General features: G+C 64.9%; 21 protein-coding genes. 13 read left to right on the top strand and 8 right to left on the bottom strand.

Annotated features, from left to right (window positions below):
• Nucleotides 1-134: 134 nt before the first annotated feature.
• Nucleotides 135-1,601: an aldehyde dehydrogenase gene (locus ACRVY7_RS06735; RefSeq protein ID WP_431816492.1), complete on the bottom strand. Its 1,467-nt coding sequence runs from the start codon at nt 1,599-1,601 to the stop codon at nt 135-137.
• Nucleotides 1,602-1,682: 81 nt separating this feature from the next.
• Here ACRVY7_RS06735 and ACRVY7_RS06730 point away from each other — a divergent pair, with 81 nt between their 5' ends.
• From ACRVY7_RS06730 to ACRVY7_RS06695, 8 genes are all read left to right on the top strand, one after another.
• The gene (locus tag ACRVY7_RS06730; protein ID WP_431816491.1) at nt 1,683-2,270 is read left to right on the top strand and encodes a TetR/AcrR family transcriptional regulator; all 588 of its coding nucleotides are present in this window, start codon (nt 1,683-1,685) and stop codon (nt 2,268-2,270) included.
• A 77-nt stretch (nt 2,271-2,347) separates the two neighbouring features.
• Nucleotides 2,348-3,586 carry a cytochrome P450 gene (locus ACRVY7_RS06725; protein WP_431816490.1) on the top strand — a complete coding sequence of 413 codons (1,239 nt, stop codon included), beginning with the start codon at nt 2,348-2,350 and terminating at the stop codon, nt 3,584-3,586.
• Complete coding sequence (locus ACRVY7_RS06720; RefSeq protein ID WP_431816489.1) at nt 3,586-4,416, top strand: SDR family oxidoreductase; 831 nt, start codon at nt 3,586-3,588, stop codon at nt 4,414-4,416. The genes ACRVY7_RS06725 and ACRVY7_RS06720 overlap by 1 nt, the downstream gene beginning before the upstream one ends.
• Nucleotides 4,413-5,777, top strand: a complete 1,365-nt coding sequence (locus tag ACRVY7_RS06715) for a cytochrome P450 (RefSeq protein WP_064868865.1) — start codon at nt 4,413-4,415, stop codon at nt 5,775-5,777. The genes ACRVY7_RS06720 and ACRVY7_RS06715 overlap by 4 nt, the downstream gene beginning before the upstream one ends.
• A 9-nt stretch (nt 5,778-5,786) precedes the next feature.
• Complete coding sequence (locus ACRVY7_RS06710; RefSeq protein ID WP_049698758.1) at nt 5,787-5,987, top strand: ferredoxin; 201 nt, start codon at nt 5,787-5,789, stop codon at nt 5,985-5,987.
• A 61-nt stretch (nt 5,988-6,048) separates the two neighbouring features.
• Nucleotides 6,049-6,591, top strand: coding sequence for a Cif family virulence factor (locus ACRVY7_RS06705; protein WP_049698759.1), 543 nt, complete (start codon nt 6,049-6,051; stop codon nt 6,589-6,591).
• Between the two features lie 8 nt (nt 6,592-6,599).
• Nucleotides 6,600-7,865, top strand: coding sequence for a hypothetical protein (locus ACRVY7_RS06700; RefSeq protein ID WP_431816488.1), 1,266 nt, complete (start codon nt 6,600-6,602; stop codon nt 7,863-7,865).
• A gap of 28 nt (nt 7,866-7,893) precedes the next feature.
• Nucleotides 7,894-8,781 carry an SDR family NAD(P)-dependent oxidoreductase gene (locus ACRVY7_RS06695; RefSeq protein ID WP_431816487.1) on the top strand — a complete coding sequence of 296 codons (888 nt, stop codon included), beginning with the start codon at nt 7,894-7,896 and terminating at the stop codon, nt 8,779-8,781.
• A gap of 75 nt (nt 8,782-8,856) precedes the next feature.
• Here ACRVY7_RS06695 and pgfA read toward each other — a convergent pair whose 3' ends face one another.
• Complete coding sequence (gene pgfA / locus ACRVY7_RS06690; protein WP_431816486.1) at nt 8,857-9,927, bottom strand: cell envelope lipid trafficking protein PgfA; 1,071 nt, start codon at nt 9,925-9,927, stop codon at nt 8,857-8,859.
• Nucleotides 9,928-10,139: 212 nt separating this feature from the next.
• Between pgfA and ACRVY7_RS06685 the strand changes: the two genes are divergently transcribed.
• Nucleotides 10,140-10,754 carry a TetR/AcrR family transcriptional regulator gene (locus ACRVY7_RS06685; protein ID WP_431816485.1) on the top strand — a complete coding sequence of 205 codons (615 nt, stop codon included), beginning with the start codon at nt 10,140-10,142 and terminating at the stop codon, nt 10,752-10,754.
• Nucleotides 10,755-10,778: 24 nt separating this feature from the next.
• On the opposite strand, the gene ACRVY7_RS06680 is transcribed toward ACRVY7_RS06685, so the two are convergent.
• From ACRVY7_RS06680 to ACRVY7_RS06660, 5 genes are all read right to left on the bottom strand, one after another.
• Nucleotides 10,779-11,804: an NAD-dependent epimerase/dehydratase family protein gene (locus tag ACRVY7_RS06680; RefSeq protein ID WP_431816484.1), complete on the bottom strand. Its 1,026-nt coding sequence runs from the start codon at nt 11,802-11,804 to the stop codon at nt 10,779-10,781.
• Nucleotides 11,801-12,892 (bottom strand): phosphotransferase family protein, encoded by a 1,092-nt coding sequence (locus tag ACRVY7_RS06675; protein WP_431816483.1) that lies wholly within the window; start codon nt 12,890-12,892, stop codon nt 11,801-11,803. Before ACRVY7_RS06675 ends, ACRVY7_RS06680 begins: the two co-directional genes overlap by 4 nt.
• The gene (locus ACRVY7_RS06670; RefSeq protein ID WP_431817047.1) at nt 12,889-13,995 is read right to left on the bottom strand and encodes a TIGR03857 family LLM class F420-dependent oxidoreductase; all 1,107 of its coding nucleotides are present in this window, start codon (nt 13,993-13,995) and stop codon (nt 12,889-12,891) included. The genes ACRVY7_RS06675 and ACRVY7_RS06670 overlap by 4 nt, the downstream gene beginning before the upstream one ends.
• Before the next feature lie 19 nt (nt 13,996-14,014).
• Entirely contained in the window at nt 14,015-15,604 is a 1,590-nt protein-coding gene (gene fadD1 / locus ACRVY7_RS06665) for a fatty-acid--CoA ligase FadD1 (protein WP_431816482.1), read from the bottom strand.
• Between the two features lie 79 nt (nt 15,605-15,683).
• A complete protein-coding gene (locus ACRVY7_RS06660) occupies nt 15,684-16,169 on the bottom strand; it encodes a hypothetical protein (RefSeq protein WP_431816481.1) in 486 nt (161 codons plus the stop codon).
• A 404-nt stretch (nt 16,170-16,573) separates the two neighbouring features.
• Here ACRVY7_RS06660 and car point away from each other — a divergent pair, with 404 nt between their 5' ends.
• Together car and ACRVY7_RS06650 are read left to right on the top strand one after the other, a co-directional pair.
• Entirely contained in the window at nt 16,574-20,020 is a 3,447-nt protein-coding gene (gene car, locus ACRVY7_RS06655; RefSeq protein ID WP_431816480.1) for a carboxylic acid reductase, read from the top strand.
• A gap of 69 nt (nt 20,021-20,089) precedes the next feature.
• Nucleotides 20,090-21,019, top strand: coding sequence for a PaaI family thioesterase (locus tag ACRVY7_RS06650; protein ID WP_431816479.1), 930 nt, complete (start codon nt 20,090-20,092; stop codon nt 21,017-21,019).
• Nucleotides 21,020-21,026: 7 nt separating this feature from the next.
• Here the strand turns inward: ACRVY7_RS06650 and ACRVY7_RS06645 are convergent, their stop codons facing one another.
• Nucleotides 21,027-21,674 carry a pentapeptide repeat-containing protein gene (locus tag ACRVY7_RS06645; protein ID WP_431816478.1) on the bottom strand — a complete coding sequence of 216 codons (648 nt, stop codon included), beginning with the start codon at nt 21,672-21,674 and terminating at the stop codon, nt 21,027-21,029.
• A gap of 106 nt (nt 21,675-21,780) precedes the next feature.
• Between ACRVY7_RS06645 and ACRVY7_RS06640 the strand changes: the two genes are divergently transcribed.
• The gene (locus ACRVY7_RS06640) at nt 21,781-22,587 is read left to right on the top strand and encodes a TIGR03084 family metal-binding protein (protein WP_431816477.1); all 807 of its coding nucleotides are present in this window, start codon (nt 21,781-21,783) and stop codon (nt 22,585-22,587) included.
• A gap of 53 nt (nt 22,588-22,640) precedes the next feature.
• Nucleotides 22,641-24,425, top strand: a complete 1,785-nt coding sequence (locus ACRVY7_RS06635) for an acyclic terpene utilization AtuA family protein (protein WP_431816476.1) — start codon at nt 22,641-22,643, stop codon at nt 24,423-24,425.
• The last annotated feature ends 1 nt before the right edge of the window (nt 24,426 follow it).

The following is a 24,426-nucleotide window of genomic DNA, read 5'->3' as shown; positions in this document are numbered from 1 at the left end:
GCGGTGGGACCCGCTGCGCGAGCTGTTTCCGCTGATCGAGCTTGTCGAGATCACGCTTCGGCCTGCGGTGGGTGGTCTCGACTCGGGTGCTCGCTGCGCTCGCGCCCGCTCGATCAGCGGTGGGCATGTCGAGATCACGCCGGCTCCGCGATGGCCTTGGTCTCGAGGTACTCCTCGAAGCCCGCGACGCCCATCTCGCGGCCGATGCCCGATTGTTTGTAGCCGCCGAACGGTACGTCGGCCGAGTACCAGATGCCGCCGTTGATCGACATCGTTCCGGTGCGGACGCCGTCGACCACTTTGTTGATGCGGTCGCGGTCGGTTCCCCAGACGGCTCCCGAGAGACCGTAGGGTGAGTCGTTGGCGATGCGGATGGCGTCGTCGTCGCCGTCGTGGCCGAGGATGACGAGCACTGGGCCGAAGATTTCCTCCTGGGCCGTGCGGGACGAGTTGTCGAGGCCGGAGATCAGGGTCGGGGATACGAAGAAGCCCTTGTCCTTGTCGGCGGGTCGCGCGCCGCCGATTTCGATTGTGCCGCCTTCGGTCTGGGCGAGCTCGATGTACGACTCCACACGCTCGCGCTGCGTCGCCGAGATGACGGGACCGCAGATGGTGCCGGGATCGGTGGGGTCGGCTGCCGCGAATCCCGCCAACGAATCCCGCGCCAATGCCGTTGCCTCCGCGAGCTTCTCACGCGGGACGACGAGTCGGGTGGTGATCGCGCAGCCCTGGCCCGCATGAGTCACGACGGCGAACGCGGCCATCGAGACCGCGGACGCAAGGTCGGCGTCGTCGAGCACGATGAACGCCGATTTGCCGCCCAGTTCGAGGAAGACCTTCTTGAGTGTTTCGGCCGCCGAGGCCATCACCTTCTTGCCGGTGGCCGTCGAGCCGGTGAACGAGACGATGTCGACGCGCGGATCGGTCGACAACTGTGCCCCGAGGGTGTGATCACTCGACGTCACGATGTTGACGACGCCCGGCGGGAAGTCTGTCTCTTCTGCGATCACCTTGCCCACCAGCGCTGCGCACCACGGTGTGTCGGGAGCCGGCTTCAGCACGACGGTGCAGCCCGCGGCCAGCGCCGGTCCGATCTTGGCGAAGTTGATCTGATGCGGGAAGTTCCACGGTGTGATTGCTCCGACGACGCCGACTGCCTCTTTGCGGATCTCGCGGGTGTTCTTGATTCCCATGGGCTTTGCCTCGCCGAGGTCATGGGTCCACTCGTAGCTCTCCGCGAGATCGGCGAAGTATCCGAGGTCGCGGATCGGCCCCTCCAACTGCGGTCCGTGAGTGAGGAACACCGGGCAACCGACCTCGGCGACGGTCAGCTCGCGCAGTTCGTCGGTGTGGGCGAGCAGTGCGTCGCGCAGCTGCCGCAGGCAGTGTGCGCGGAATGCGGCGTCGCGCGACCAGTTGGTGGTGTCGAAGGCGTGGCGGGCGGCGGCGATGGCCGCGTCCATATCGTCGAGGGTCGCGTCGGCCGCCTGGCCGATGACCTCCTCGGTTGCCGGATTCACGACGTCGAAGACGCCGCCGCTGCCGGGAATGAGCTTGCCGTCGATCAAGAGATCCGACGCTGATGCTGGACGAAGAGACATGAACTGGGCTCCAACGCTGACTGGAAGACTATCTGGACATGTGTCTGGACTCGAGTTCAAACCTAGTGTAGCGTCGGTCACATGTCCAGCCCCGTGTCGCAGGAATCCACGCGCCGCCGACTGACCGCCCAGCAGGCCGAGACGGTTGCGCGGCTGACAGATGCGGCGGTCGACGTACTCAATGCAGACGGTTTCGACGGCCTCACGGTGAGGGTGGTCGCCAAGCGTGCAGGGGTCGCGCCGGCGACCGCGTACACCTACTTCTCGTCGAAGAGTCACCTTGTGGCAGAAGTCTTTTGGCGTCGACTGGCCGAGGGGGTGCCGGAGGCCGACGCCTCGCTCTCGCGCGAGGATCGGGTCGCCGAGATCTTGCGCAACGTGTCACTCGTCGTCGCGGGCGAGGGGCAACTCGGCGGCGCGGTCACGGTCGCACTACTCGGTACCGACCCCGACGTCGAGCACCTGAGATTGCGGATCGGTGGCTTCATCCGGACCCGACTCGCGCATGCGCTCGAGGTCGACGTCGAACATCCCGGTCCGGTCGTCGACGCCCTGGAAATGCTCTACGCGGGTGGCCTCGTCCACGCAGGCATGGGGCATCTGACCTACGAACAGACATCCGAGCGGCTCGTCGCCGCGGCACGCCTGATCCTGTCGGCACAGCCCTAGATAGGCACTCCTGGTCAAGCGAGGATGCCCCGAAAGCGCGCGCACGACATGCACATACCGTCAATGGAGGTTCATCGATGACCGACACCGCAATGGTCGCGGGGATGCAGCAGCAGATTCCTTTCGACCCCTACGCCTACGATTTCCACGAGGACCCGTACCCGACGTACGCGCGACTTCGCGAGCAGGCGCCGGTGTATTACAACTCGGATTTGGATTTCTGGGCGCTCGCCGGTCACGACGATGTGCGAAACGCGTTCCGCGACAGTGCAAATCTGTCGAATGCGTGGGGTGTGTCGATGGACCCCTCGTCGTACGGACCCGACGCACACAAGTCGATGTCGTTTCTCGCCATGGACGATCCCAAGCACATGCGAATCCGCAAGCTCGTATCGAAGGGCTTCACTCCGCGCCGGGTCAACGACCTCGCCGGCCGGATCACCGCACTGACACACCATCATTGGAGCTCGTGCCTCGACAAGGGCGAGTTCGATTACGTCGCCGACTTCGCCGGATTGCTCCCGATGGACGTCGTATCGGAAATGCTCGGCGTTCCCGAATCCGACCGCGCGTATCTGCGGAAGCAGTCAGACCTGTTGCTCCACCGCGAGGAGGGCGTCCTCGACATCCCTGAGGCAGCCGTCTACGCCTACCTCGAACTGCACAAGTACTACTCCGCACTCATCGCCGAACGCCGTGGCAACCTCGGCGACGACCTCGTCTCCGCACTCATCACCGCGGAGATCGACGACGACGAGACCGGCGAGAAGACCACACTCACCGAGGACGAGATCGTCGGATTCATGGTGCTCATGGTGGTCGCAGGCAACGAGACGACCACCAAACTACTCGCCAACGCGCTGTATTGGGGCTGGCGCAACCCCGACGAACTCGCCAAGGTGCTTACCGATCCCGAAGCGGTGCCGCAGTGGACCGAAGAAACACTGCGCTACGACAATTCGACCCAGATGGTGCTACGCAGAGTGGCCGGAGACGTCACCTACGGCGAGCAGGTCATTCCGGAGGGACAGCGGGTACTTCTCCTCGTCGGCTCGGCAAACCGGGACGAGAATGTGTTCGACGACGCGTCGTCGTACCGCATCGGCCGCGACTGCAGCCAGGCGTTGATGAGTTTCGGTATGGGAGCACACTTCTGCCTCGGCGCGCATCTCGCGCGGCTCGAGGCGAACATCGGTCTCGCCGAGGTCGTTCGGTCGATTCGTTCCGTCGACATCGACATCGCCAAGGCCGAACGGGTGCACTCGGTGAACGTGCGCGGGTTCGCGTCGCTACCGGTGAAGGTGACGGTGCGCTGATGGCATACATACCTCATCCGGTACGTCGGCCCGTACTGGTTGCGGGAGCGTCGTCGGGAATCGGGGCTGCGACGGCCGAATACCTCGCCGCCGCAGGCTATCCCGTCGCACTGGCGGCCCGACGCGTCGACAAGCTTCAGGAGCTCGCCGACAAGATCGCGGGTGCCGGAGGCGAAGCGGTCGCCGTCCCACTCGATGTCACCGACGACGCGTCGGTGCGTGACTGCGTGGCGAAAGCCCAAGCCGCGCTGGGGCCAATCGAGATTGCGGTTGCCGGGGCAGGCGACCTCGACGTCGCGCTTTCCTACGAGATGAGCGAAGCCGATTTCGCGTCTCAGGTCGACATCCACCTCGTGGGCGCACATCGGCTCTACCGCAACATCGTCCCCGGGATGATCGACCGCGGCCGTGGCGATTTCGTGTTCATCGGGTCCGACGTCGCGGTTCGTCCACGGCCATGGTCGTCGGCCTATGTCGCGGCGAAGACGGGCGTCGACGGTTTGGTTGCCACAGCGCAACTCGAACTCGAGGGCACCGGGGTCCGCGCCAGCATCGTCCGCCCGGGCCAGACCATCACCGGCATGGGTTTCAACCTCGCGCCCGACGTGATGGAGAAGATGCTCAACTCGTGGATCACACACGGACTCGCCAGACACGGCAATTTCCTTGCACCAGAACACATTGCCCAGGCGATCTCGGCGATCGTCGGCATGCCGCGCGGTGCGCACATGCGCGTCGTCGAGGTCGAGGCCGAGGGCGCCATCCCCCGCGACAAGAGCGGTGGGGGAGCAGACATGACCGGAGACGAGACGACCGGAGGCACGAAATGAGCACGCTGACCACGCCGAAACGAGTGTCCGGTGGCGACGGAGAGCACGGACACCTCGACGAACTGGCAGCCGACCCGATCGGACTGTTCTGGCGTGTGCGCGACGAGTGTGGAGACGTCGGGCAGTTCCAGCTCGCCGACCGGGAGGTGGTGCTGGTATCGGGCGCCGCGGCCAACGAGGACTTCTTCCGCGCACCGGAAGAGGATCTCGACCAGGCAGCGGCATATCCCTTCATGACACCGGTTTTCGGTGAGGGAGTCGTCTTCGACGCGAGCCCGGAGGAGCGATCCAAGGCGATCCACAACGCCGCCCTCAAGGGCCCGCACATGAAGCAGCACGCGGTGACGATTCCCAACGAGGTCGAACGCATCATCGCCCGCTGGGGCGACGAAGGCGAAATCGACCTCCTCGAATTCTTCGGTGAACTGACGCTCTACACCTCGTCGGCGTGTCTGATCGGCCGCAAGTTCCGTGAACAACTCGACAAGCGGGTCTCCGAGTTGTTCCACGACCTCGAGAAGGGCACCGACCCGATCGCCTACGTCGACATGCACGCCGACATCGAGAGCTTCCGCAAGCGCGACTCTGCGCGGGCGGAGCTCGTCGACTTCATCCAGGGCGTCATGAACGAGCGCATTGCGCGCCGCGATGAAGGCACTTCCGATGAGGACAAGGACGATCGCGACCTCATGGACGTGCTCATCCAGGTGGGGTTCGACGCCAACACCATCACCGGGATGTTCATTTCGATGATGTTCGCGGGTCACCACACCACACAGGGCACCGCCGCCTGGACCCTGATCGAACTGCTGCGCAACCCCGACTACATGCAGCGCGTCTACGACGAACTCGACGAGATCTACGGCGACACACCGGCGGGCGAGCGACCGGAGTACACCTTTGCCCACACCAGGCAGATGCCGCAGCTCGAGAACGCACTCAAGGAGTCGCTACGCCTGCACCCGCCGCTGATCATTCTGATGCGCCTGGTGCAGCAGGACTTTCAGGTCGACGATTTCGAAGTGCGTGCGGGGCAGACGATTGCGGTATCGCCCGCGGTATCGAATCGGTTGCCCGACGATTTTCCCGAACCCGACGCCTTCGACCCCGACCGTTATGTGAAGCCGCGTCAGGAAGATCTCGCCAACCGCTGGACGTGGATTCCCTTCGGTGCCGGTCGACACCGTTGTGTGGGAGCGCAATTCGCGATCATGCAACTCAAGGCGATCTTCTCGGTGCTGTTTCAGAACTACGAGTTCGAGATGTCGCAGCCGTCGGATTCCTACCGCAATGACCACTCGAAGATGGTGGTGCAACTCGCACAGCCGTGCCGGGTGCGCTACCGCAGACGGCAGAAGTAGGAGGGCGACATGCGAATCGAGGTCGATCTCGACATCTGCCAGGGGCATGGCATGTGTCAGATGGAGGCACCGGACGTGTTCGAGGCCGAGGTCGATCATGTCGACATCCTCGAACCGCAGCCCGACGAGAGCAAACGCGCCGAGGTGGAAGCCGCCGTGCAGTACTGCCCCACCCAGGCCCTGCGGATCGTCGAAGACAGCAGGGCATGAGACGCCTGCAAGGCAAGAGAACACAGCAGTGCCTGAAGAACAGCGAACGAGAGGTGACGGCATGGCATTCGATCGTGCAGAGCTAGAAGAGATGAAGGAACGGTGGCTCGAGGCGAACATCGTCGCCGAGCAGGCCGGTGACTGGAAACCGCTTGCCGACTTCTACACCGAGGACGCCACCTACGGGTGGAATTACGGTCCGGACAAGGACTTCATGGCCGTCGGCCGCGACGAGATCCGTGAGATCGCGCTCGGTCAGGAGATGGAAGGTCTCGAAGGGTGGACCTATCCGTACCAGGAGTGGGTGATCGACGATCGCACCGGGTCGATGATCGGTCTGTGGAAGCAGGTCTACGACCGCAAGCGTGAGGACGGGACACCGTACGCACTCGAAGGTATCCAGGGAAGCTGGTTCAAATACGGCGGAAACTTCCAATTCCGTTGGCAGCGGGACTTCTTCGACTACGGCAACGTGTCGGCGCTGTTCATTGAACTGCTGAAGGAGAACGCGATGAGCGACGGAATGCTCAAACGGATCGAGAAGGCCACCGGCGACCAGCCCGGCTGGTATCCGTTCGGCAAGGCGCCCGTCGAGTTCTGGTGATTCACGAAATGCCCACAGCCCGGACGTACTCGGATCTCACCGCTCGACAACTCGCGACGATCGTGCCTGAACTCCTGCTGTCCGGTCAGTTGATCGACCGCAGCGGAATGGCCCATCTCATCAGTGCTTTCGGTCGGGAGACGATGGCGCAGATCGCCATTGAGGAGTGGATGGCCGCGAGCCCCGTCTACACCCATCGCATGCGGGACGCGCTCGGCGTCGACGGCGACGGTGTTGCCGACATGTTCAAATGCCTGCAACTCGACATCGGTGCGCCGCCGCAGTTCATGGACTTCCGCTACGAGATCGACGACGAGTACCACGGCTCCTTTGTGCTCAATCACTGTGGGGCACTGATGGATGTAGAGCCACTCGGCGACGACTACGTGACAGCGATGTGCCACGACATCGAGGACCCGACTTTCGACGCCACCGCCATCGCGACGAATCGTCGGGCGCGTATCAGGCCCATTCACCGGCCGCCTCGTAGGCCGACCGACCAACACCCGCACTGTGCATGGACCGTGACAATCGAACCAGAACGCGACGAGCTTCCACTGCCGCCCGACGCCGAGGAGATGTTCACCAGACGCGCGGCGTCGGTCGAGTTGAGCGCGATCGACACGACCGCGACGGACGGGCGCGTCGACTATCGCGGAGACCTGTGTGACGACCTCCAGTTCCGCGAATGGTCGCACACCGCGCTCGTCCGGATCGCGGAAGAGGTTGCGCTGCAGCATCAGTTGCTCGCCCTTGGCTTCCTCGTGTCATTGCGTCGCTATGCCGACAGCCCCGAACAGGTTGACGAGATCTATCGCAAACAGCTGACCGGTATCGCCGGGCTGGCGGCAGATCGACTGCGCAGCGCGTTGGCGCTCGCCCCCGACGCGCAGGGTTTGGCCACCGTGATCTCGCTGATCCCCGTGCTCGGACCCGTGCAGTACACCGGCGTGACGGCGCGGGTCGTCGGAGATGGTGTCGTACTGGCCATTCCGCATGAGTCCGACGCACGATCCGACGGCGGTTGGCTCACGCTGTTCGACGCCGAGCACCTCGAACCGCTGCAGGCGATCGCCACGGGTGTCGACGCGCACTGGAACGTCGAGGCCGTCACCGACACCGGCGACGCCCTCGAGGTCACGTTCGCGCTCACCGACGACGAACGGTCGGAGTCCGGCGAGGTGGCCATCGCACGATTCAGTTCCGGTGCCGCATGGGAGTTCGTCGATAGGGGTCGGTCACTACCTATCACTCCGATCGGCAGTCCGGTCTGATGGTCGCGTACTGCGCTATCGAGATCTGATGGCGGCCGACGTCCCGATCGACGCGCACCTGTCCGGGCGCGTCGCGATCATCGCGGGCTCGACGCGGGGGATTGGCCTCAACGTCGCGTATGCCCTTGCAGGGCGCGGGGTCTCGCTGGTGGTGAATGGCCGCGACGCGAGAGCCGTCGACGACACGGTCGCCGAGATCACGGGTGGCGGTGGCTACGCGGTGGGTGTCTGCGGGTCAGCGGGCGACGAGGGCGTCGCCGAGCGCATGGTTACGGCGGCACTCGATGCGTTCGGCGCACTCGACATCGCCGTCAACTGTGCCGGCATAGCCGAACCCGCGGGGTCGACGATTCTGACCATCACGCCCGCCGAGTTCCGCGAGCAGGTCGACGCACATCTGATGAGCGCCTTCTTCCTGGCTCAGTCTGCTGCACGGGTTTTCGTCGGACAGCGGTCGGGATCGATCGTGTTGACCGGCTCGGCCGCGTCGTTGGGAACGTTCGGTGGAAGTGGCTATCCCGCGGCGAAGGGCGGCGTGAACGCTCTCGCGCTCGCCGCGTCGGGCGATCTGATGAGTTCCGGAGTGCGCGTCAATGTCGTGATGCCCGGAGCGAAGTCGAGACTGTCGTCGGGACCGGACTACGTCAGACACATCGAAAGCCTGCATGCGAGAGGCATATTGGACGACTTCACCCGCGACGCGGCGCTCGATCCGGCACCGCCGGAATACGTTGCCCAGCTCTACACATTCCTCGCGAGCGATGCCGCCGCCAAGATCACCGGCCAGATCTTCACGGCGTCGGGCGGTTTCATCGGTCGATACGATCCGCACCAGCCGACGTTTGTCGCCTACCGCGACCATAAAGACACGGAGCCATACAGTTTGGCGGAGTTGGCCGGGCTGCTCTCCGAGTGAGTGTGTCGAGAAGATCGGTATGGGGTTTGCGCCCGATTGCGGCACAAACCCCATACCAACTCGGCATCTACGAGATCAGTTCGCGGAACCGACCAGCGGCGGTTCGGTTGCGGTGGGACCGTGCGATTGCGGATCGTCGTATGTCCTGCGCGGGCGACGTAGATAGACCACGGCCGCGAGGACGAGAAGAAGGAGTCCGACGATCCCCAGTGCGATCGGCGTCCAGAAGAACGTCGCGCGCAGAGTCTGACGCGCGTCCCTGGCGTCGTCGGCGAGCGCCGTCAGTGTGGCGTCGTCGAATCGTAGGTCGGCGTTGATCGCGTCGACCTTGAACGAATCATCGGCTGACCGTGCGTAATACGCGTGCGGGGTGGTGTGCGTGTCGACGGTGGTGCCGCTCGTCGGCTCGACCCACATGTCGCGGGTGTTGCTGTAGAAGAGCTTCATGGTGACCGGCTCCATGGCTCCGCCGGGGATGCCCCACTTGAATGCGGGCATGGTGATCTGAGTCTGCTGGTTGACGCCGTGCGTCTGTGTGGTGTCCACCCCTGTGACCTCGCCACGGAAGTGATAGGTCTTGACGCCGTTGATCTCTCGGCTGTCGTTGACGTACTTCATGGTGATCGGGGTGTGCCCGCGGAGCTCATAGAGCGTGTGATCCGACTTGTCCGTGCCGATGGGGAAGGTGAACAGTGTTCCGGCATAACTGGACTCGTTCGACGGTGTTGTCGCAGGCGCGGTGATCAGAGTCGGTTCGGGACTCGACGCGACCTTGTATGTCGTGCGATCGATCGTGCCCGCCAACGTATCGAGTCCGAACACTCCCGCCTGGCCTGCCACGTCGGACCGGCGACTGGTCACCGTGGTCGTGGTGGCCGCCGTGTCGTCGGTTGCACCGGGCGAGCTTTGATTACGCGTGATGATCTCGATGGGCACGTCGGCGGTGGTGGCGACCGGCGTTGCCGTGGTGAACGACGCCCTGTCGATGAGTGTGCCCTGACCGGCCAGTACCGCGGTGCGGTCGAGATCGGTGGGGAACAGCGCGGTGTTGCTGCGGATGACGGTCGGCAGAAGTGCCGCGACGACGAGACAAACGACGCCGAGCAGGCCGAGGATCGCGGTCAGGAGAGTCCGCTTCTTACTCATGTGATTTCCTCATCTCGAGGTGGGCTGAGCCGGCGGATCACCGCAGAAGGCTCAGGTGACTAACGAAGAGCAATGTGGCCGGGGTCACATTGAGCGAATAGTGTCATACAGGGCTCTATGAGGTGTGGCGATCCGGGAAAGACATAGATAGATCTATGTGATTGTGATTTCGTGGCCGAGGTGAGGCCGTCGAATTCGCTAGTATTCGAAAGATGGTTGTCAGTGCCAAAGGGACGCGGCTGAACAAGCGGGGTATCGAGACCCGCAGACAGGTGATCGACGCCGCGATCGACGCGCTCGCCGCAGCCCGTGGCGGAGACCCGGTGAGCGCGAATCTCGTTGCGAGACAGGCGGGTGTCACCTGGGGGACCATGCAGCACCAGTTCGGAGACGTCGACGGACTGTGGGCCGCGGTGCTCGACCACATCGTCGACGTCTGGCAGCCTGCACCCGATCCGCTCGACGCCACGATGTCGGCGCCCGAGCGGATCGAGATCATGGTCGAGCGATTCTGGCGCGCACTCGCGGCCAGGGAGGGACGCGCGGTGGAGAACCTGCGGCAGATGCTTCCGGGCGACCCCTCGGCTCTCGAAAGTTCCTATCCCGCAACGGCGGCGGCTATGGCGGCATGGGAGCAGCGGTGGGCGGCGGCATATGCGCGCTTCTTCGATGGACTCGACGTCGACGCGACCAAATCGCAACGGGTGCAGTCATTTCTGCCAGGTGCCCTGCGCGGGTTGTGGTCGGAATCGAATCTGACGACCTACACCGACGTCGAGGCGGGGCGTCGTGGACTTGTCGAGGCGATCGTCGCGTACCTGTGCTGATGCCCGAATTCCACGGAGCGGCGCTCATGCCGGTCGCTCGGTGGGCTCGTCGGCGCGGCGTCGACGCTGCGCTGCCCGCTCGACCCAGTACCGTGCGCCGTCAGCTATCGCCTCGGTGACCGGTCGCGGTTGCCATCCGAGTTCGCGAACCGCTCTGTCGTGGCTCATCTCTGGAATGCAGTGCATCAGACGCACCGTACCGATTCGCAACTTGCCCGGGGTACGGGTAAGTGTCGACTTCGCCGACCCGACCGCGCCGGCGGCATAGAGCGCGGCGCGGCCCAGCACAGGTCTGGGCGCGGCACGTCCAGCGGTTGTCGCCGCAACACGGATGACCTCGCCGAGATCGATCGACCGCTCCGAAACGATGTAGCGTTCGCCATTGCGTCCATGCGCCGCAGCGAGGACGAGCGCATCTGCTGCATCGTCGATACCGACTGACTCACACCGCATTCCGCGCACACCGAAAGGCAGCTTCCCGAGTGCGGCGCCCGCGACGAACGACCCGTGGGGGGTGGGTACGACATCGCCTGCGCCGTAGGTGTTCGAGACGCACATCGCGACGAGCGGTACGTCGTGCTCACGCGCATAGCTGAGTGCGAGTCGCTCAGCGGCGACCCGCGACCGCACATAGTCGGTTGCCCTGCGGTCCCAGTTGAACTCAGTGGCCTCGTCTGCAAGACCGGACTCGGGTATTCCGATCGTCGCCATCGTGCTGGTGAAGACAAAGCGGCGCAGCGGAATACGTGCAGCAACCTCGAGTACGAAGCGGAGGAGCTCGACGTTGGTCTCGTACAGCGGTGCGGGGTCGAGGAGCCATGCCCGGGTGTCCACGGCACAGTGATAGACGTCGGTACACCCCGACATCGCATCGGCGACTGAGTCCGCGTGATTCAATTCCCCGACATGTCGGTCGACGTCGAGGTCGTCGATCGTGCGTGTGTCGCTGCTGGGGCGCACCAGGATTCGTACGTCTTCGCCCGATTCGACCAACCGACGCGTCAGCGTCGAACCGAGGAATCCGCTCGCCCCGATTACCAGGCTGGTCATCTCAGACGCTCCGGGTCGAGATCGGCGACGGCTGCCGCCGTGCGTTCGAGCATGACACTGAACATCGCGTCACCTCTGTCGGTTGGTTGTGCCGCTGCGGCGCCGAAGACGATGATCAGCGGAGCCTGGATGAGGTTGTCGACGTAGTCGCGCCAGCAGTCGTCGAATGTGTAGTCGAGGACGCTCGACTGGTTGCCGGGTGTCGACAGCGCAGCGCCCCATGCGCGCAACGCGTGGTGGTAGTCGGTGACGATGCGTCGCTCATGCATCCTGCGGTCGTCCGGGGTGAGACTCGTCGCGAGAAGAAAAGCTATGTCGCGCAGCGGATTGCCTGTGGTGATCGTCTGCCAGTCGAGTATTGACAGCGACCCGTCACCACGGAGCATGACGTTGTCGGCGCGCAGGTCGCCGTGGATGAGCGCGAAGTGCTCAGCAGGTGTTCGTATCCACGGACCTGCGTCGCGGACCAACCAGTCGACGACGGACGACTGCGCAGCGCTCAAGGTGAAACGTGAACGGAAAACGTCGGCCATCGGGTCGAGCAGTGACTCCATCACGTCGCAATCGTCCGGCGTCGGGAGGGGAAAGTCGTCGAGCAGTGTTGCGTCGTCCCAGCGCGGACCGTGCAGGCCGGCCGCCGCAACGGCGACCGATCGGACCTCGTCTGCAGTGCACCCGGCGATCTGATCGCCTTGGCGACCGTCGGCGATGTCTTCGAGGAGCAAGACGAACTCACTTCCCGAATCGGAACAGATCGTTGCGAATACTGCGGGCGTCGGTACCCGGAAGGTCGAGACGAGTTCGCGATAGAAGCGGACCTCGTTTCGGAAAGCGCCGGAACCGAACTCGCGCTGGGCGGCTGGTCCCGTTGCCAGCTTGGCCACCATTGTGTCGGGAAGGCGGCACGGCGTTGCATAGCGCAGCGCGAGGCGAAACGAACTCGCCATCTGTCCGGTTCCGACGGGCGTCGCGTCGACTTCGACAACCTGTGCGTCGTCGTAGCCGCGTGCGCGGAGGAGAGCGGTCAGCCAGTCGGGGGTGACGTTGCTGATGTCCGTGGGTATTTCGGCGGGTAGGTGAGTGGTCACTGGCCTGCTCCCCGCGGTGTCATCCGTCCTGGATTCGCTGGCAGCTCGCGCATCGCAGGCGGGCGCTTCGCGCGGTAAGCGTCGATCACCGGCGCCAGCTCGATCGGGGTCGCACCGTGCAGGACGACAGAGTCGACGCCGAGGTCGAACTGCTTGGCTATCGCGGTGGCGCGGTCGGACGGCGATCCGACGGCGCTGTCGGCGACCCAATGTTGCGGAATCGCCTGCGCGAGTTCGTCGAGCTGTTCGGCCGTCGCGGTGGCGTCGATGGGTCCGGTGGCGTCAGAGAATGCCGACATCGCGCGAACACGATCGAAATCTGCTGTGCTCCAGCGGTTTGCGCGCATCAGTGCATCGGGGTAGCCCTGCAGGTAGGTGGCGAGACGGCCGTAGAGCCTGCGTAGCCGGTCCTCGTCCGCGAGCTCGTCGCCGACGGTTGCCAACACCGACCAGATCCGAATCGTGTCCGGATCGCGGCCCGCACGTCTGGCCGAATCGCGCACGGTGGCAACTGCGTTCGACGTCGCGGCGTCGTCGAGAAAGGTGTGCAGGACTACGCCGTCGGCGATACGTCCTGCCAACTCGAGAGTCCGTCGGCTCATGGTCACCAGCAGAATGGGCACGGACGCCACGGTGACACCGAGATTCAGCAGTGGATAGGAGCCTGCGGGGCCGTCGTGGCCGACGATCATCTCGCCGCGCCAGAGTCGACGCAGCACGTCGGCGATATCGGCCAACTGTGCACCGGTCACGTCGTCGATTCCGAGGATCTGCCATTGCGCGGCGATACCCCTCCCCAGGCCGAGTGCGAACCGGTTGTTGGTCAGCTCGGTGAGGGTTGCGGCCATCGTGGCGGTGATGATGGGATGCCTGGTGTTGTGATTGGTTGCGGCCGTGCCGATTCCCATGCGGGTCGTCGCTGCACCGAGTGCTCCGCTGAGGACGGCGGCATCCTTGATGTTGAATCGTTCGGACACGAACGCGGTGCCGAGCCCGATGCGCTCCGCCAACCTCGCCTCGTCGACGAGGTTGGCAGGGCTGACCGGATGCCTCGAGAGTGCATAGTAGCCGAGTTCGGAGAGCATGGACTTCTCCACAAGCATCGGTGTCACCGCCGAGATGTCACACGCTCGCGGGCGACGCCGCACGGTATTCCGTGCCGCGCGGTTCGCGTACCCACACGGTGTCGTCGCCCGCGCTCAAGCCTTCGTGTTTGAGCTGGCGTTTGACGATCTTGTTGGTTGCCGTCGTCGGCAGGTCATCGGCGATCCGGACGTACCGAGGCCATGCTTTGGGTGACAGATCAGGCTGTGCTGCAAGGAATTGCGCGAACTCGTCGGGGGCCAAAGAACTGCCGTCGGTGAGAATGACGGCAGCCATGACCGCATCGCCAACCTGATCGTCGGGAACCGCATACACGGCGACCTGACTGATGTCAGGCAGGCGGAGAAGGATTCGCTCGATGGGGCCCGCCGTCATGTTCTCGCCGTCGACACGCATCCAGTCGCCGGTTCGGCCCGCGAGGTAGAGCCATCCGTCGACGTCCTTGTAGGCGAGGTCGCCCGACCAGTACATGCCGTCGCGGAGTCGCTCCGACGTGGTCGCGGGGTCGTTGTAATAGCCGGTGAACATGCCTGCGCCGGAGGTGTTCACGATCTCGCCGATCGCGTCGTCGGCGTTGACGAGTGCGCCGGTGTCGTCGAATTGCGCTGGTGGGCATTCGGTTCCGGTTGCGGGGTTGTAGACGGCGACGCCTGGGAAACCCTTGCCGACGGAGCCGCGGGGAGTTCCGGGTTCGCGGGTGATGATGATCGCCAACTCGGTGGAGCCGAAACCGTCCCAGACCTGGCAGTCGAAACGTCGGGCGAAGTCGTCGATGTCGCGGTCGGTGGCCTCGTTGCCGAAGGCGGCGCGCAGTGTGTTGTCGGCGTCGTCGGATTGTTCGGGAGTCGCGAGGATGTAAGCCAGAGGTTTGCCGACGTAGTTCATGTACGTGACGCCATAACGTCGGACGTCGTCGAGGAATCGTGAAGCAGAGAATCTGGCGGGCACCATCGCCGCGCCGGATACCGCTGCGACGCAGTAGCCTCCGAGGAGTGCCGCGGAGTGAAAGAGCGGCATCGAGAGATAGCAGATGTCGTCGGAGGTGATGCCGAAGCGCTCGGCCAGCGGCGGCCCGGCGAAGGGAACGAGCATGTGCGCCAACTGAACCGGCTTCGGATTGCCGCTCGTGCCCGAGGTGAAGATCAGCATGAAGGGGTCGGTCGCGGTGGGTACCGAGTACGGCGTCAGCTCGCCCGCGTCGGCGAGAAGTCGGGGCCACTCGGCAGATGACGTGTCGATGACTTCGACGCCGGGGAGGTCGAGGCCGTCGAGGAGTGGGAGGTGCTCGGCGTCGGTGAGCAGGATCTGGCAGTCGCCGCGCGCGATGTCGTTGGCGAGAGCCTCGCCGCGCCGAGTGTTGTTGATCCCGACCGTCACGTACCCACCGAGCGCACCGGCGGCGAGGGCGATAAGCATCGCGGGACTGTTGTCGAGGAGCACTCCGATATGCATCGGGCGTTCGGTGTCGGCGCGGCCGAGGACGGTGGCCGCCGTGCGCCGCGCGTCGTCGAGGTATTCGCGCCACGTCCAGCGGCTGTCGTCGTAGAGGATCGCGAGGGAGTCGTCGTTGTCACGGTCGATCAGGAGTTCAGTCACGGTCTGCGCCATGCGCCAAATCTAGAACCTGTTCTACGAATAAGTGTACAGATTCGAGAAATTGTCTACTGACGCCTTACGACGTGGTGGGTCAGCGCGAGATGGTGCCGCTTCCGGGACTCAGGGTGAAGGTCGCGCCGCCGCGTCCGACGACGCTCGTGGTGAACGAGATCGGTCCCGGCCCGGTCCGTAGTGAGGGGCTGAGCGCGGGCTTGCCCTCCTTGCACGCCGGGAATGTGGTGGTCCCGGACTTCTTGGTGGCCGTGTTGTGCCACTCGAACCCGACGACAGCCGAGCGCAGGCCGGCGGTGCAGGCGTTGCCCGGCATCGGCTCGAGCCATACGTGCAGGGTGTCCGGGTCGGGCGACGCCGCCGCGATCGGGGCGACGAACGCCGCAAACGGGACGTCGCCGCTGGTCGCGATGCCCGCGTTCGGTGTCTGCGAGATCGACGACGCCGGGATCTGCGGATCGGCCGCCGGCGCCGCGTGCGCGGATCCGGCCGTGGCCAGGAGCGTCGACGCTGCCGCTAGTCCGACGGCGGTTGCGAGCGCAGCGCGATGAAGTGTTCGTCCCACTGGTATCACCAGCCCCTTCTGTCACATTTGGGGTCCACGGTACCAGCGCGCGGCCCGCCGCGGCAGGGGGCGCTTGGGGCGCCTTCGGGGGCCAGGCCGCCCGCGGTGCCTGCGTGCAGGAACTAGGGGAAGGAATCCTTCCGCGGGTCTCGTACCTTTTCTCGAGAAGTTGCGCGGGGAAACGTCGACAAGTCGGGGAAAGAACCCTTCCCCTATTTTCTGACTGACTTGCGGCCGCGCGCCCCGGGTCGACGCGATACGCGCATACGGCGCAGAAGTGTCGGATTCGCGGCATCTGCGGGTGAGATGGCTCACCGATCGTGGCAGAACGTCGATTCAGGGGAGAACAGTGGAGATGTATTACTTCGCATGTCTAATTATCGTCCATTGTTCGGAGGTTGTTGATGTCCACCCAGCTATCCACCGATCCTGCTGCCGCGGTGTCGGCGCAGACCCCCGACTCCGACGTCGCTGCCCGCCTCCTGGAGGCGATGTCGGTCGAGGGTGCGCTTCGCGTTCTCTATGAGGGGTACGCCGACCGTCCCGCGCTCGGATTCCACGACGCGGATCGCGAATCACGCTGGTCCACAGTAAGTTTCCGTGAGCTCGGTAGTCGGGTTTCGGTTGTCGCATCGCTCCTGTGTGACGCGGCCGGTGTCGAGTCCGGCGATCGGGTCGCCACGCTGGGGTTCACCAGCGCCGACTACACGGCGGTGAGTCTGGCAGTTCTCGGTCCACTCCACGCTGTCGAGGTGCCGTTGCAATCAGGGGCCGCAGATTCCGTGTTCGCCGACATCCTCGACGAGACCGAGGCCAAAGTCCTTGCGGTATCGACGAACTCGCTGTCCAGAGTCACCGCGCTGATCGAGAAGGGCTTGCGCGCCGACCTTGCGCATCTCGTCGTCTTCGACGTCTCCAAAGCTGCACTCGATGCCGTCGAGAGTGCGCGCGCTGTAGTGGAGCCGCTCGGAATCTCAGTGCACCTCGTGCAATTCGACGACGAGCCGTCGGCGGCATACGACGCCCAGGCGGCGCCGCAATCGAGCGTCGACGCACAACCCGACGACCTTGCCCTGCTGATCTACACCTCCGGCAGCACCGGCGCCCCGAAGGGTGCAATGTACACGCAGGACGCAGTGCTTCGGTTGGTTCGACAGGGATTCGGCCTCGAAACAGACCGTGCCACAGACGAGTACGCCGCGAGCGAAGACCACGCCTGGGTCACCCTGAACTTCCTGCCGATGAGTCACGTGATGGGCAGAGCGACGCTCATGCGAACGCTCGGCAACGGCGGAACAGCCTATTTCACCGCGCGGCCCGACCTGTCCGAGCTCCTCGACGACCTCGCGGCCGTCGCGCCGACCGAACTGCATTTCGTGCCGCGTATCTGGGAGATGCTGCACCAGCAGTATCTGTCCGAAATCGAGGGCGCCGAGACGGATTCGCACGCCGACGTCCTGACCGCGATGCGGCGCAGCTACTTCGAACGCGCACAACTCGCCGTGACCGGCTCGGCGCCGATCTCGCCCGAGGTCGTCGACTTCGTCGAAAGCATGCTCGACGCTCCGCTTGTCGAGGGCTACGGATCGACCGAGGCGGGTGGCGTCATCCGCAACGGGGCGGTGATCCGGCCGCCTGTTCTCGACTACAAACTCGTCGACGTTCCCGAACTCGGTTATCGCACAACCGATACCCCGCACCCGCGCGGCGAACTGCTCGTCAAGACCACCGACATCTTCGCCGGCTACTATCGTCGACCGGAACTCACCGCGGAGATGTTCGACGACGAGGGCTTTTACCGAACCGGCGACGTCATGGCAGAAACCGGACCCGATCAGCTCGTCTACCTCGACCGTCGGAACAACGTGTTGAAGTTGTCGCAGGGCGAGTTCGTCACTGTTGCGCGCGTCGAAAGTGCGCTGACCTCACCGCCGATCCGTCAGATCTACGTGTACGGCAATAGTTCACGCCCGTACCTGCTGGCCGTCGTCGTGCCAACCGATGACGCCGTCGACGCCGCTTCCGACGACGGGGAACTACACGCGACGCTGTTGCGGGCTGTCCGAGACATCGGGGAGCGCAACGGCCTTGCGTCGGTGGAGATCCCGCGCGACATCATCATCGAACGTACCGCGTTCTCTGAGGCCAACGGCTTGTTGACCGGGATTCGCAAGCTCGCGCGGCCACGCCTCAAGGAGGCGTACGGTCCCGCTCTCGAAGACCTGTACCTGCATCTCGCACATGCTCGCGCCGATCGGCTCCGCGATGCGCGGGCATCTGCGGCGGGCAGGCCGACGCTCGACGTGCTGATCGACATCGTCTCGGCCACACTCGATCTCGCCGAGAATGAGGTGACTGCGCACTCGAGGTTCACCGATCTCGGCGGTGACTCGCTGACCGCCGTCACCCTCGGGAACACACTTCGCGACATCTTCGACGCGCAGGTCTCGGTCGGTGTGCTGACCAGTCCGTCCTCCGACCTCTCGGCCATCGCCGACTACATCGACGGACGGGAGGGCGATGCGCGCCCCACGGCAGACACCGTGCACGCCGACCAGCGGCACCTGCGTGCCGACGAGCTCACCGTCGACGCCTTTCTCGACGAGGCCACACTGGCAGGAGCGTCGAGCGTGCCGGCCGCCGACGAGACCGTGCGCGAAGTATTACTCACCGGAGCAACCGGATTCCTCGGTCGATACCTCGCCGTCGAGTGGTTGCGGCGCGTTGCACGCGTCGACGGCCACGTGACCTGTCTGGTCCGTGCCTCCGACGACGAGACCGCCCGGCGACGCCTCGACGCGGTCTTCGATGTCGGCGACGGCCCGCTGCGCGCCGACTACTTGCGGTTGGCGCCAGACCACCTGACAGTTCTCGCGGGTGACAAGGATTCGCCGAATCTCGGACTCGACGACCAGGTGTGGAACCGGCTTGCCGCCGATGTCGACCTGATCGTCGACCCGGCCGCACTGGTCAATCATCTGCTGTCCTACCGGGAGTTGTTCGGCCCGAACGTTTCTGGAACAGCAGAGCTCATCCGCCTTGCGTTGACGACGACTCGCAAGCCTTACGTCTACATCTCGACCGTCGGGGTGGCTGACCAGGTCGGCTCCGCGGAGTTGGTGGAGGACAAAGACATTCGTGAACTCAGCGCGACGCGCGAGGTACACGACGGCTACGCGAACGGCTACGGCAACAGCAAGTGGGCGGGGGAGGTGCTGCTGGCAGACGCGCACGACCGTTTCGGGCTGCCCGTCAGCGTGTTCCGATGCGACATGATCGTGGCCGACGACAGCGACCTCGGCCAGCTCAACCTCCCGGACATGTTCACGCGCCTGCTGATGAGCGTCATGGCAACAGGCCTCGCACCACGGTCGTTCTACCGGCTCGACGCCGACGGCGGTCGGGGAGCAGCGCATTACGACGCACTGCCTGTCGACTTCCTGGCCGCGGCTATCTCGGCTCTCGCGGTCGGCGACGGTCATGTCACGTACAACGCCGTCAATCCGCACTCCGACGGCATCGACCTCGACACGTTTGTCGGCTGGCTCACCGAGTCCGGCGAAGAGATCGCACTCGTCGACGACTACGACCACTGGTACCGACTCTTCTCCGACGCCCTTGCCGATCTGCCGGAGAAGCAACGTCGACACTCATTGATCCCGCTGCTGCACAACTACACGCGCCCGATCGAACCCGTCGACGCCGGTGTCGTCAACGCGCCGCTTTTCGCCGCGGCGGTTCGTTCGGGACAGGTGACCACAGCGACGGCCGAGTACGCCGACATCCCGCACATCACGTCGCAAGTTGTCGCCAACTACGCGCGCGGGCTGCGAACACTCGGGGTCATCTGAGTGTGATCGGACTCCCTGCGGCCCGGGGCCGAAATCCGGCCCCGGGATGCGGGGTGATGAAGTGAACGCATGAACGACAACAAGCACGACGATGCTGTAGCCGTGCCGACGACAGGTGTGGTGCGCGATCCGGTCGCGGCGTTCGGCGTCGGGGCGATGCGAATCGACGACGGTGTGGTCGTTGCCGAGCAGCAACTCGGCCCACGTTTCGCCGACCATCGCGGACTCATCGACCTCCCCGCGTATGCGGTCCTTTTCGACCACATCGGTGGTATCCCATATCACCGCGCCACCGACTCGCCGTGCATGCAGGCTCGCCTGGCGTTGTCGACGGTCGGCCGGGCAGGACTTACCGACCACCTCACCGGCACCGCGCAGCTACTCATGCACGACGCCAAGGTCGGTGTCACCGAGATCCGCGTCGGCGACGGCACCGAGGACTTCTGTGTCGGCACCGCGCGCAACGTCGCCGTGGGCCGAGCCGTTCCGGACGATTTCGACAACGCCGAGCTGGCGCACGATATCCCGGACGCCGCATCGCTCGATGCTGTTCTTGCACAGCCGATTCCGGATGACCTGGATGGTGAGACCATCGTCGCGCAGATCGCTCGCGGTGAGCGTGGCCGTGGTCCGCTCGCCGAGTTGCTCAACGCCACCATCGATGTCGACGGCGCGCCGTCGAACACCCTGCGTCTCGTCGTCGACACGGAGGCATGGATGGGAAACATGTTCGGCACCATGCACGGTGGCGTGATCGGCACCATCGTCGGTGCGGCGTGCTCGCTCGCGGGGCAGCAGAAGGCCCATGCCGGACAGGAGTATCGCGTCGGCGATCTCTCGGTGGCGTACTTCCGCTCGCCCCCGGTCGACGGCAGTCGCGTGATCGTCGACGTCGAGCCGCTGAAGGTGGGGCGGCGTATCGCGACGTTTTCGACGCGCATGACGGGTGCCGACGGCACGCTGCTCGCCGAGGGAGCTGCGGACATCCACTTCCGCTGAGAAAGCGCTATTCGACGGCGACACCGAGATGTGCGGCGAACTGCTCGGCAAGGCCGACGGCCTGATGGGCGGTGATCGTCGCGCCCGCGAGCCCTCCGAGATTGCGCACGGTATTGACCCGAAGGTCGCGGAGGTCGACGTCGGTCAGCGTGGCGCGATGGACGTCGAGCGAGGTGACGGTGGTGTCGTCGAAGGCGACGCGCGTCAACGTGGCCTCCGAGACGTCGAGTTCGTCGATGACACACGACCGGAAGATCACGTCACGAGCCTCGTTGCCGCTGAGATTCACCAGACCGAGCTTGCAGTCGGAGATGATCACCGAGCGCATCTTGCCGCCGAAGAGGTCGAGCGCGCCGATCCGACTGTTCTCGATGCGCACGTTGTGCAGCATCGAGCGCGGCGCGAACACGCGTGCGCTGCTCACCTCGTCGAGTCTGCTGTCGACGATGCGGACGCCGGTGAGATCGGCGTCGTCGAGCGACGTGCGCACCACCGAGCACGTCGTGAGCGACACGTCGCCGAAGTCGACGCCCGCAAGGTCGGTATCGGCGATCAAGGCTGCCTCGATCGCGTCGCCGACGGCGACATCCTGCGCGTTGAACGGTTCGAGATGGGTAGTTGGTAGCCGACTGATGCGGGGCGGTCGAATACTCATCGCCGACGAGCCTACGCGGGGGATATGACAGGCCTCCGAGCTGGCTGTATCGGCAAAACAAGCAAGCGTGATTGCTTTTTACCGGCGACTATGTGACGCTGCTTACATGTCGATCGTGACCGATCTGGTGGCTGATCTCGCCGCTGCAGGAGACGAACTGGACGCGCTGGTGTCGTCGCTCGACGACGCCGCCTGGCACACCGAGACTCCGGCGCCGGGGTGGACGGTCGCGCACCAGATCGCGCATCTGTACTGGACGGACAAGGTGGCGCTCACCGCAGCCACCGACCCCGAAGCCTTCGCCGAGGTCGTCGCAGAAGCGATGCGCAACATCGACGGCTTCACCGATGTGACCGCCGAGGAAGGCGCCGCGCGTCCCAAGGCCGAGTTGCTCGAGGACTGGCGTGCTGCGCGGTCCGCACTGGGGCAGGCGCTCGTCGACGTTCCGGACGGTGCGAAGATCCCGTGGTTCGGGCCGCCGATGTCTGCGGCGTCTATGGCCACCGCACGGATGATGGAGACCTGGGCGCATGGACTCGACATCGCCGATGCGCTCGGCGTCGAACTCGCCGCGGCCGACAGCATCCGGCACGTCGCTCACATCGGTGTCCGCACACGTGATTTCGCGTACGCGGTCAACGGTATGACCCCGCCGCAGCGGCCCTTCCGGATCGAACTGGTCGCGCCGTCTGGCGAGTTGTGGACGTGGGGACCCGAAGACCCCGATGCCGTCGACGGCACGGTGCGCGGACCCGCCCTCGACTTCTGCCAACTCGTCACCCAGCGACGTGCCCTCGCCGACCTCGACCTGCAACTCGACGGTGAGCGCGCCCGCGAATGGGCCTCAATAGCACAGTGTTTCGCCGGTCCTCCGGGGGCGGGCCGAGCACCACGCGACGCCGCAACCTCCTGAAAGACCGAGCACGTGACCTGTCCGAACCGTCGACCTTTCGAATCGGAGTAGCGATGACTTCAACCACCCCCGGGCGTACGGGCAACCGATCGAACCGCCCCGTCCGGATCGGCAACGCCTCAGGCTTCTACGGCGATCGCTTCAGCGCGATGCGCGAGATGCTCGAGGGTGGTGAACTCGACTATCTGACAGGCGATTATCTCGCCGAGCTGACCATGCTGATCCTCGGCCGCGATCGATTGAAGGACCCGAAAACGGGTTACGCCAAGACATTTCTGCGTCAGATGGAGGAGTGCCTCGGGCTCGCCGTCGACAAGGGCGTGCGGATCGTGAGCAATGCGGGTGGCCTCAACCCGCACGGCCTCGCGGTTGCGCTGCGCGAACTGGCGGACAAGCTCGGAGTCGACGCATCGATCGCTTTCGTCGACGGTGACGACATCCTCGACCGCGCAGACGATCTCGAACTCGGCACACCGCTCACGGCAAACGCGTACCTCGGTGCGTTCGGCATCAAGTCGGCGCTCGACTCGGGCGCCGACGTCGTCGTCACCGGGCGCATCACCGATGCCTCGCTGACCGTCGGACCCGCCGCGAGCGCATTCGACTGGGAGTACAGCGATCTCGACGCCCTCGCTGGTGCCGTGGTCGCGGGTCACGTGATCGAATGCGGCGCGCAGGCGACGGGTGGCAACTACTCGTTCTTCACGGAGCTGCCCCGGATGGGACACCTCGGATTCCCGATCGCGGAGGTCGCGTCCGACGGTACGTCGGTGATCACCAAACATCCGAACACCGGCGGTGCCGTGACAGTGGGAACCGTGACGGCACAACTGCTGTACGAGGTCGGTGGTCCTCGCTACCTCGGACCGGACGTGACGACCCGGCTCGACACCATCACGCTGCGTTCCGACGGTGAGGATCGAGTCGCCATCAGTGGTGTCAAGGGCGAGGCGCCGCCCGAGACGGTCAAGGTCTCGCTCAACCATCTCGCAGGCATCCGCAACGAGATCACCGTCGCGATCACCGGACTCGACATCGAGGACAAGGCCGAACTGTTCCGCGAACAGTTCCGCGCAGAGCTCGCGTCGGTGCCCGAGCAGATGTCGTGGGAGTTGGCGCGACTCGACCGATCCGACGCGCAGACCGAGGAACAGGCGACGGCGCTGCTGCGCTGCGTTGCCCGCGACACCGATCCCGAGAAGGTCGGCAGAGCGTTCAGCAACACCGCAGTCGAACTGGCGCTGGCGACCTTTCCCGGGTTCACGATGCTCGCACCACCCGGAAAGGGTTCTCCGTTCGGCGTTTTCGAGCCCGGTTACGTCGACGCGAAGCTCGTCGACCATCGCGTGTCCTTCGCCGACGGCGTGAGCGAGAGCATCGAGCCAAGTCCACTGCGTACCCAGGTGCCCGCAGACGAACCCGAACCGCGCAGCGTGGTCGACGTCGACGATCCCGGGCCCACCGCGGCGTCGCCACTCGGTCTCGTGGCCGGAGCGCGCAGCGGCGACAAGGGCGGCAGCGCCAACATCGGTGTGTGGGTGCGCAACCCGGAACACTTCGACTGGCTCGACGCGACGCTCGACGTCGACCTGATCAAGAAGCTCCTCCCGGAGATCGCCGACCTCGAGGTCAAGCGCTTCCGGCTGCCGAACCTGTCAGCGCTGAACTTCGTCATCGAGGGTGTGCTCGGACGCGGTGTCGCCGACAATGTGCGTTTCGATCCGCAGGCCAAGGGAATGGGCGAATGGTTGCGTTCGCGACCAGTGCCCATTCCGCTGAGCTTCGTCGCCGAGACATCTTCTACCGCGCCATCATCCGAGTCTTCGGAAAGGAACTGAG

The organism is Gordonia jacobaea (genome assembly GCF_965344965.1).
GTDB lineage: Bacteria > Actinomycetota > Actinomycetes > Mycobacteriales > Mycobacteriaceae > Gordonia > Gordonia jacobaea.
The sequence above is the reverse complement of the archived record's forward strand: the minus strand, read 5'-3'. Positions and strand labels throughout refer to the sequence as shown.

Excerpts from the sequence above, each read along its gene's own strand:
- ACRVY7_RS06735 (WP_431816492.1), bottom strand. The coding sequence starts at position 1,601 with ATGTCTCTTCGTCCAGCATCAGCGTCGGATCTCTTGATCGACGGCAAG.
- ACRVY7_RS06730 (WP_431816491.1), top strand. The coding sequence starts at position 1,683 with ATGTCCAGCCCCGTGTCGCAGGAATCCACGCGCCGCCGACTGACCGCC.
- ACRVY7_RS06725 (WP_431816490.1), top strand. The coding sequence starts at position 2,348 with ATGACCGACACCGCAATGGTCGCGGGGATGCAGCAGCAGATTCCTTTC.
- ACRVY7_RS06720 (WP_431816489.1), top strand. The coding sequence starts at position 3,586 with ATGGCATACATACCTCATCCGGTACGTCGGCCCGTACTGGTTGCGGGA.
- ACRVY7_RS06715 (WP_064868865.1), top strand. The coding sequence starts at position 4,413 with ATGAGCACGCTGACCACGCCGAAACGAGTGTCCGGTGGCGACGGAGAG.
- ACRVY7_RS06710 (WP_049698758.1), top strand. The coding sequence starts at position 5,787 with ATGCGAATCGAGGTCGATCTCGACATCTGCCAGGGGCATGGCATGTGT.
- ACRVY7_RS06705 (WP_049698759.1), top strand. The coding sequence starts at position 6,049 with ATGGCATTCGATCGTGCAGAGCTAGAAGAGATGAAGGAACGGTGGCTC.
- ACRVY7_RS06700 (WP_431816488.1), top strand. The coding sequence starts at position 6,600 with ATGCCCACAGCCCGGACGTACTCGGATCTCACCGCTCGACAACTCGCG.
- ACRVY7_RS06695 (WP_431816487.1), top strand. The coding sequence starts at position 7,894 with ATGGCGGCCGACGTCCCGATCGACGCGCACCTGTCCGGGCGCGTCGCG.
- pgfA (WP_431816486.1), bottom strand. The coding sequence starts at position 9,927 with ATGAGTAAGAAGCGGACTCTCCTGACCGCGATCCTCGGCCTGCTCGGC.
- ACRVY7_RS06685 (WP_431816485.1), top strand. The coding sequence starts at position 10,140 with ATGGTTGTCAGTGCCAAAGGGACGCGGCTGAACAAGCGGGGTATCGAG.
- ACRVY7_RS06680 (WP_431816484.1), bottom strand. The coding sequence starts at position 11,804 with ATGACCAGCCTGGTAATCGGGGCGAGCGGATTCCTCGGTTCGACGCTG.
- ACRVY7_RS06670 (WP_431817047.1), bottom strand. The coding sequence starts at position 13,995 with ATGCTTGTGGAGAAGTCCATGCTCTCCGAACTCGGCTACTATGCACTC.
- fadD1 (WP_431816482.1), bottom strand. The coding sequence starts at position 15,604 with ATGGCGCAGACCGTGACTGAACTCCTGATCGACCGTGACAACGACGAC.
- car (WP_431816480.1), top strand. The coding sequence starts at position 16,574 with ATGTCCACCCAGCTATCCACCGATCCTGCTGCCGCGGTGTCGGCGCAG.
- ACRVY7_RS06650 (WP_431816479.1), top strand. The coding sequence starts at position 20,090 with ATGAACGACAACAAGCACGACGATGCTGTAGCCGTGCCGACGACAGGT.
- ACRVY7_RS06645 (WP_431816478.1), bottom strand. The coding sequence starts at position 21,674 with ATGAGTATTCGACCGCCCCGCATCAGTCGGCTACCAACTACCCATCTC.
- ACRVY7_RS06640 (WP_431816477.1), top strand. The coding sequence starts at position 21,781 with ATGTCGATCGTGACCGATCTGGTGGCTGATCTCGCCGCTGCAGGAGAC.
- ACRVY7_RS06635 (WP_431816476.1), top strand. The coding sequence starts at position 22,641 with ATGACTTCAACCACCCCCGGGCGTACGGGCAACCGATCGAACCGCCCC.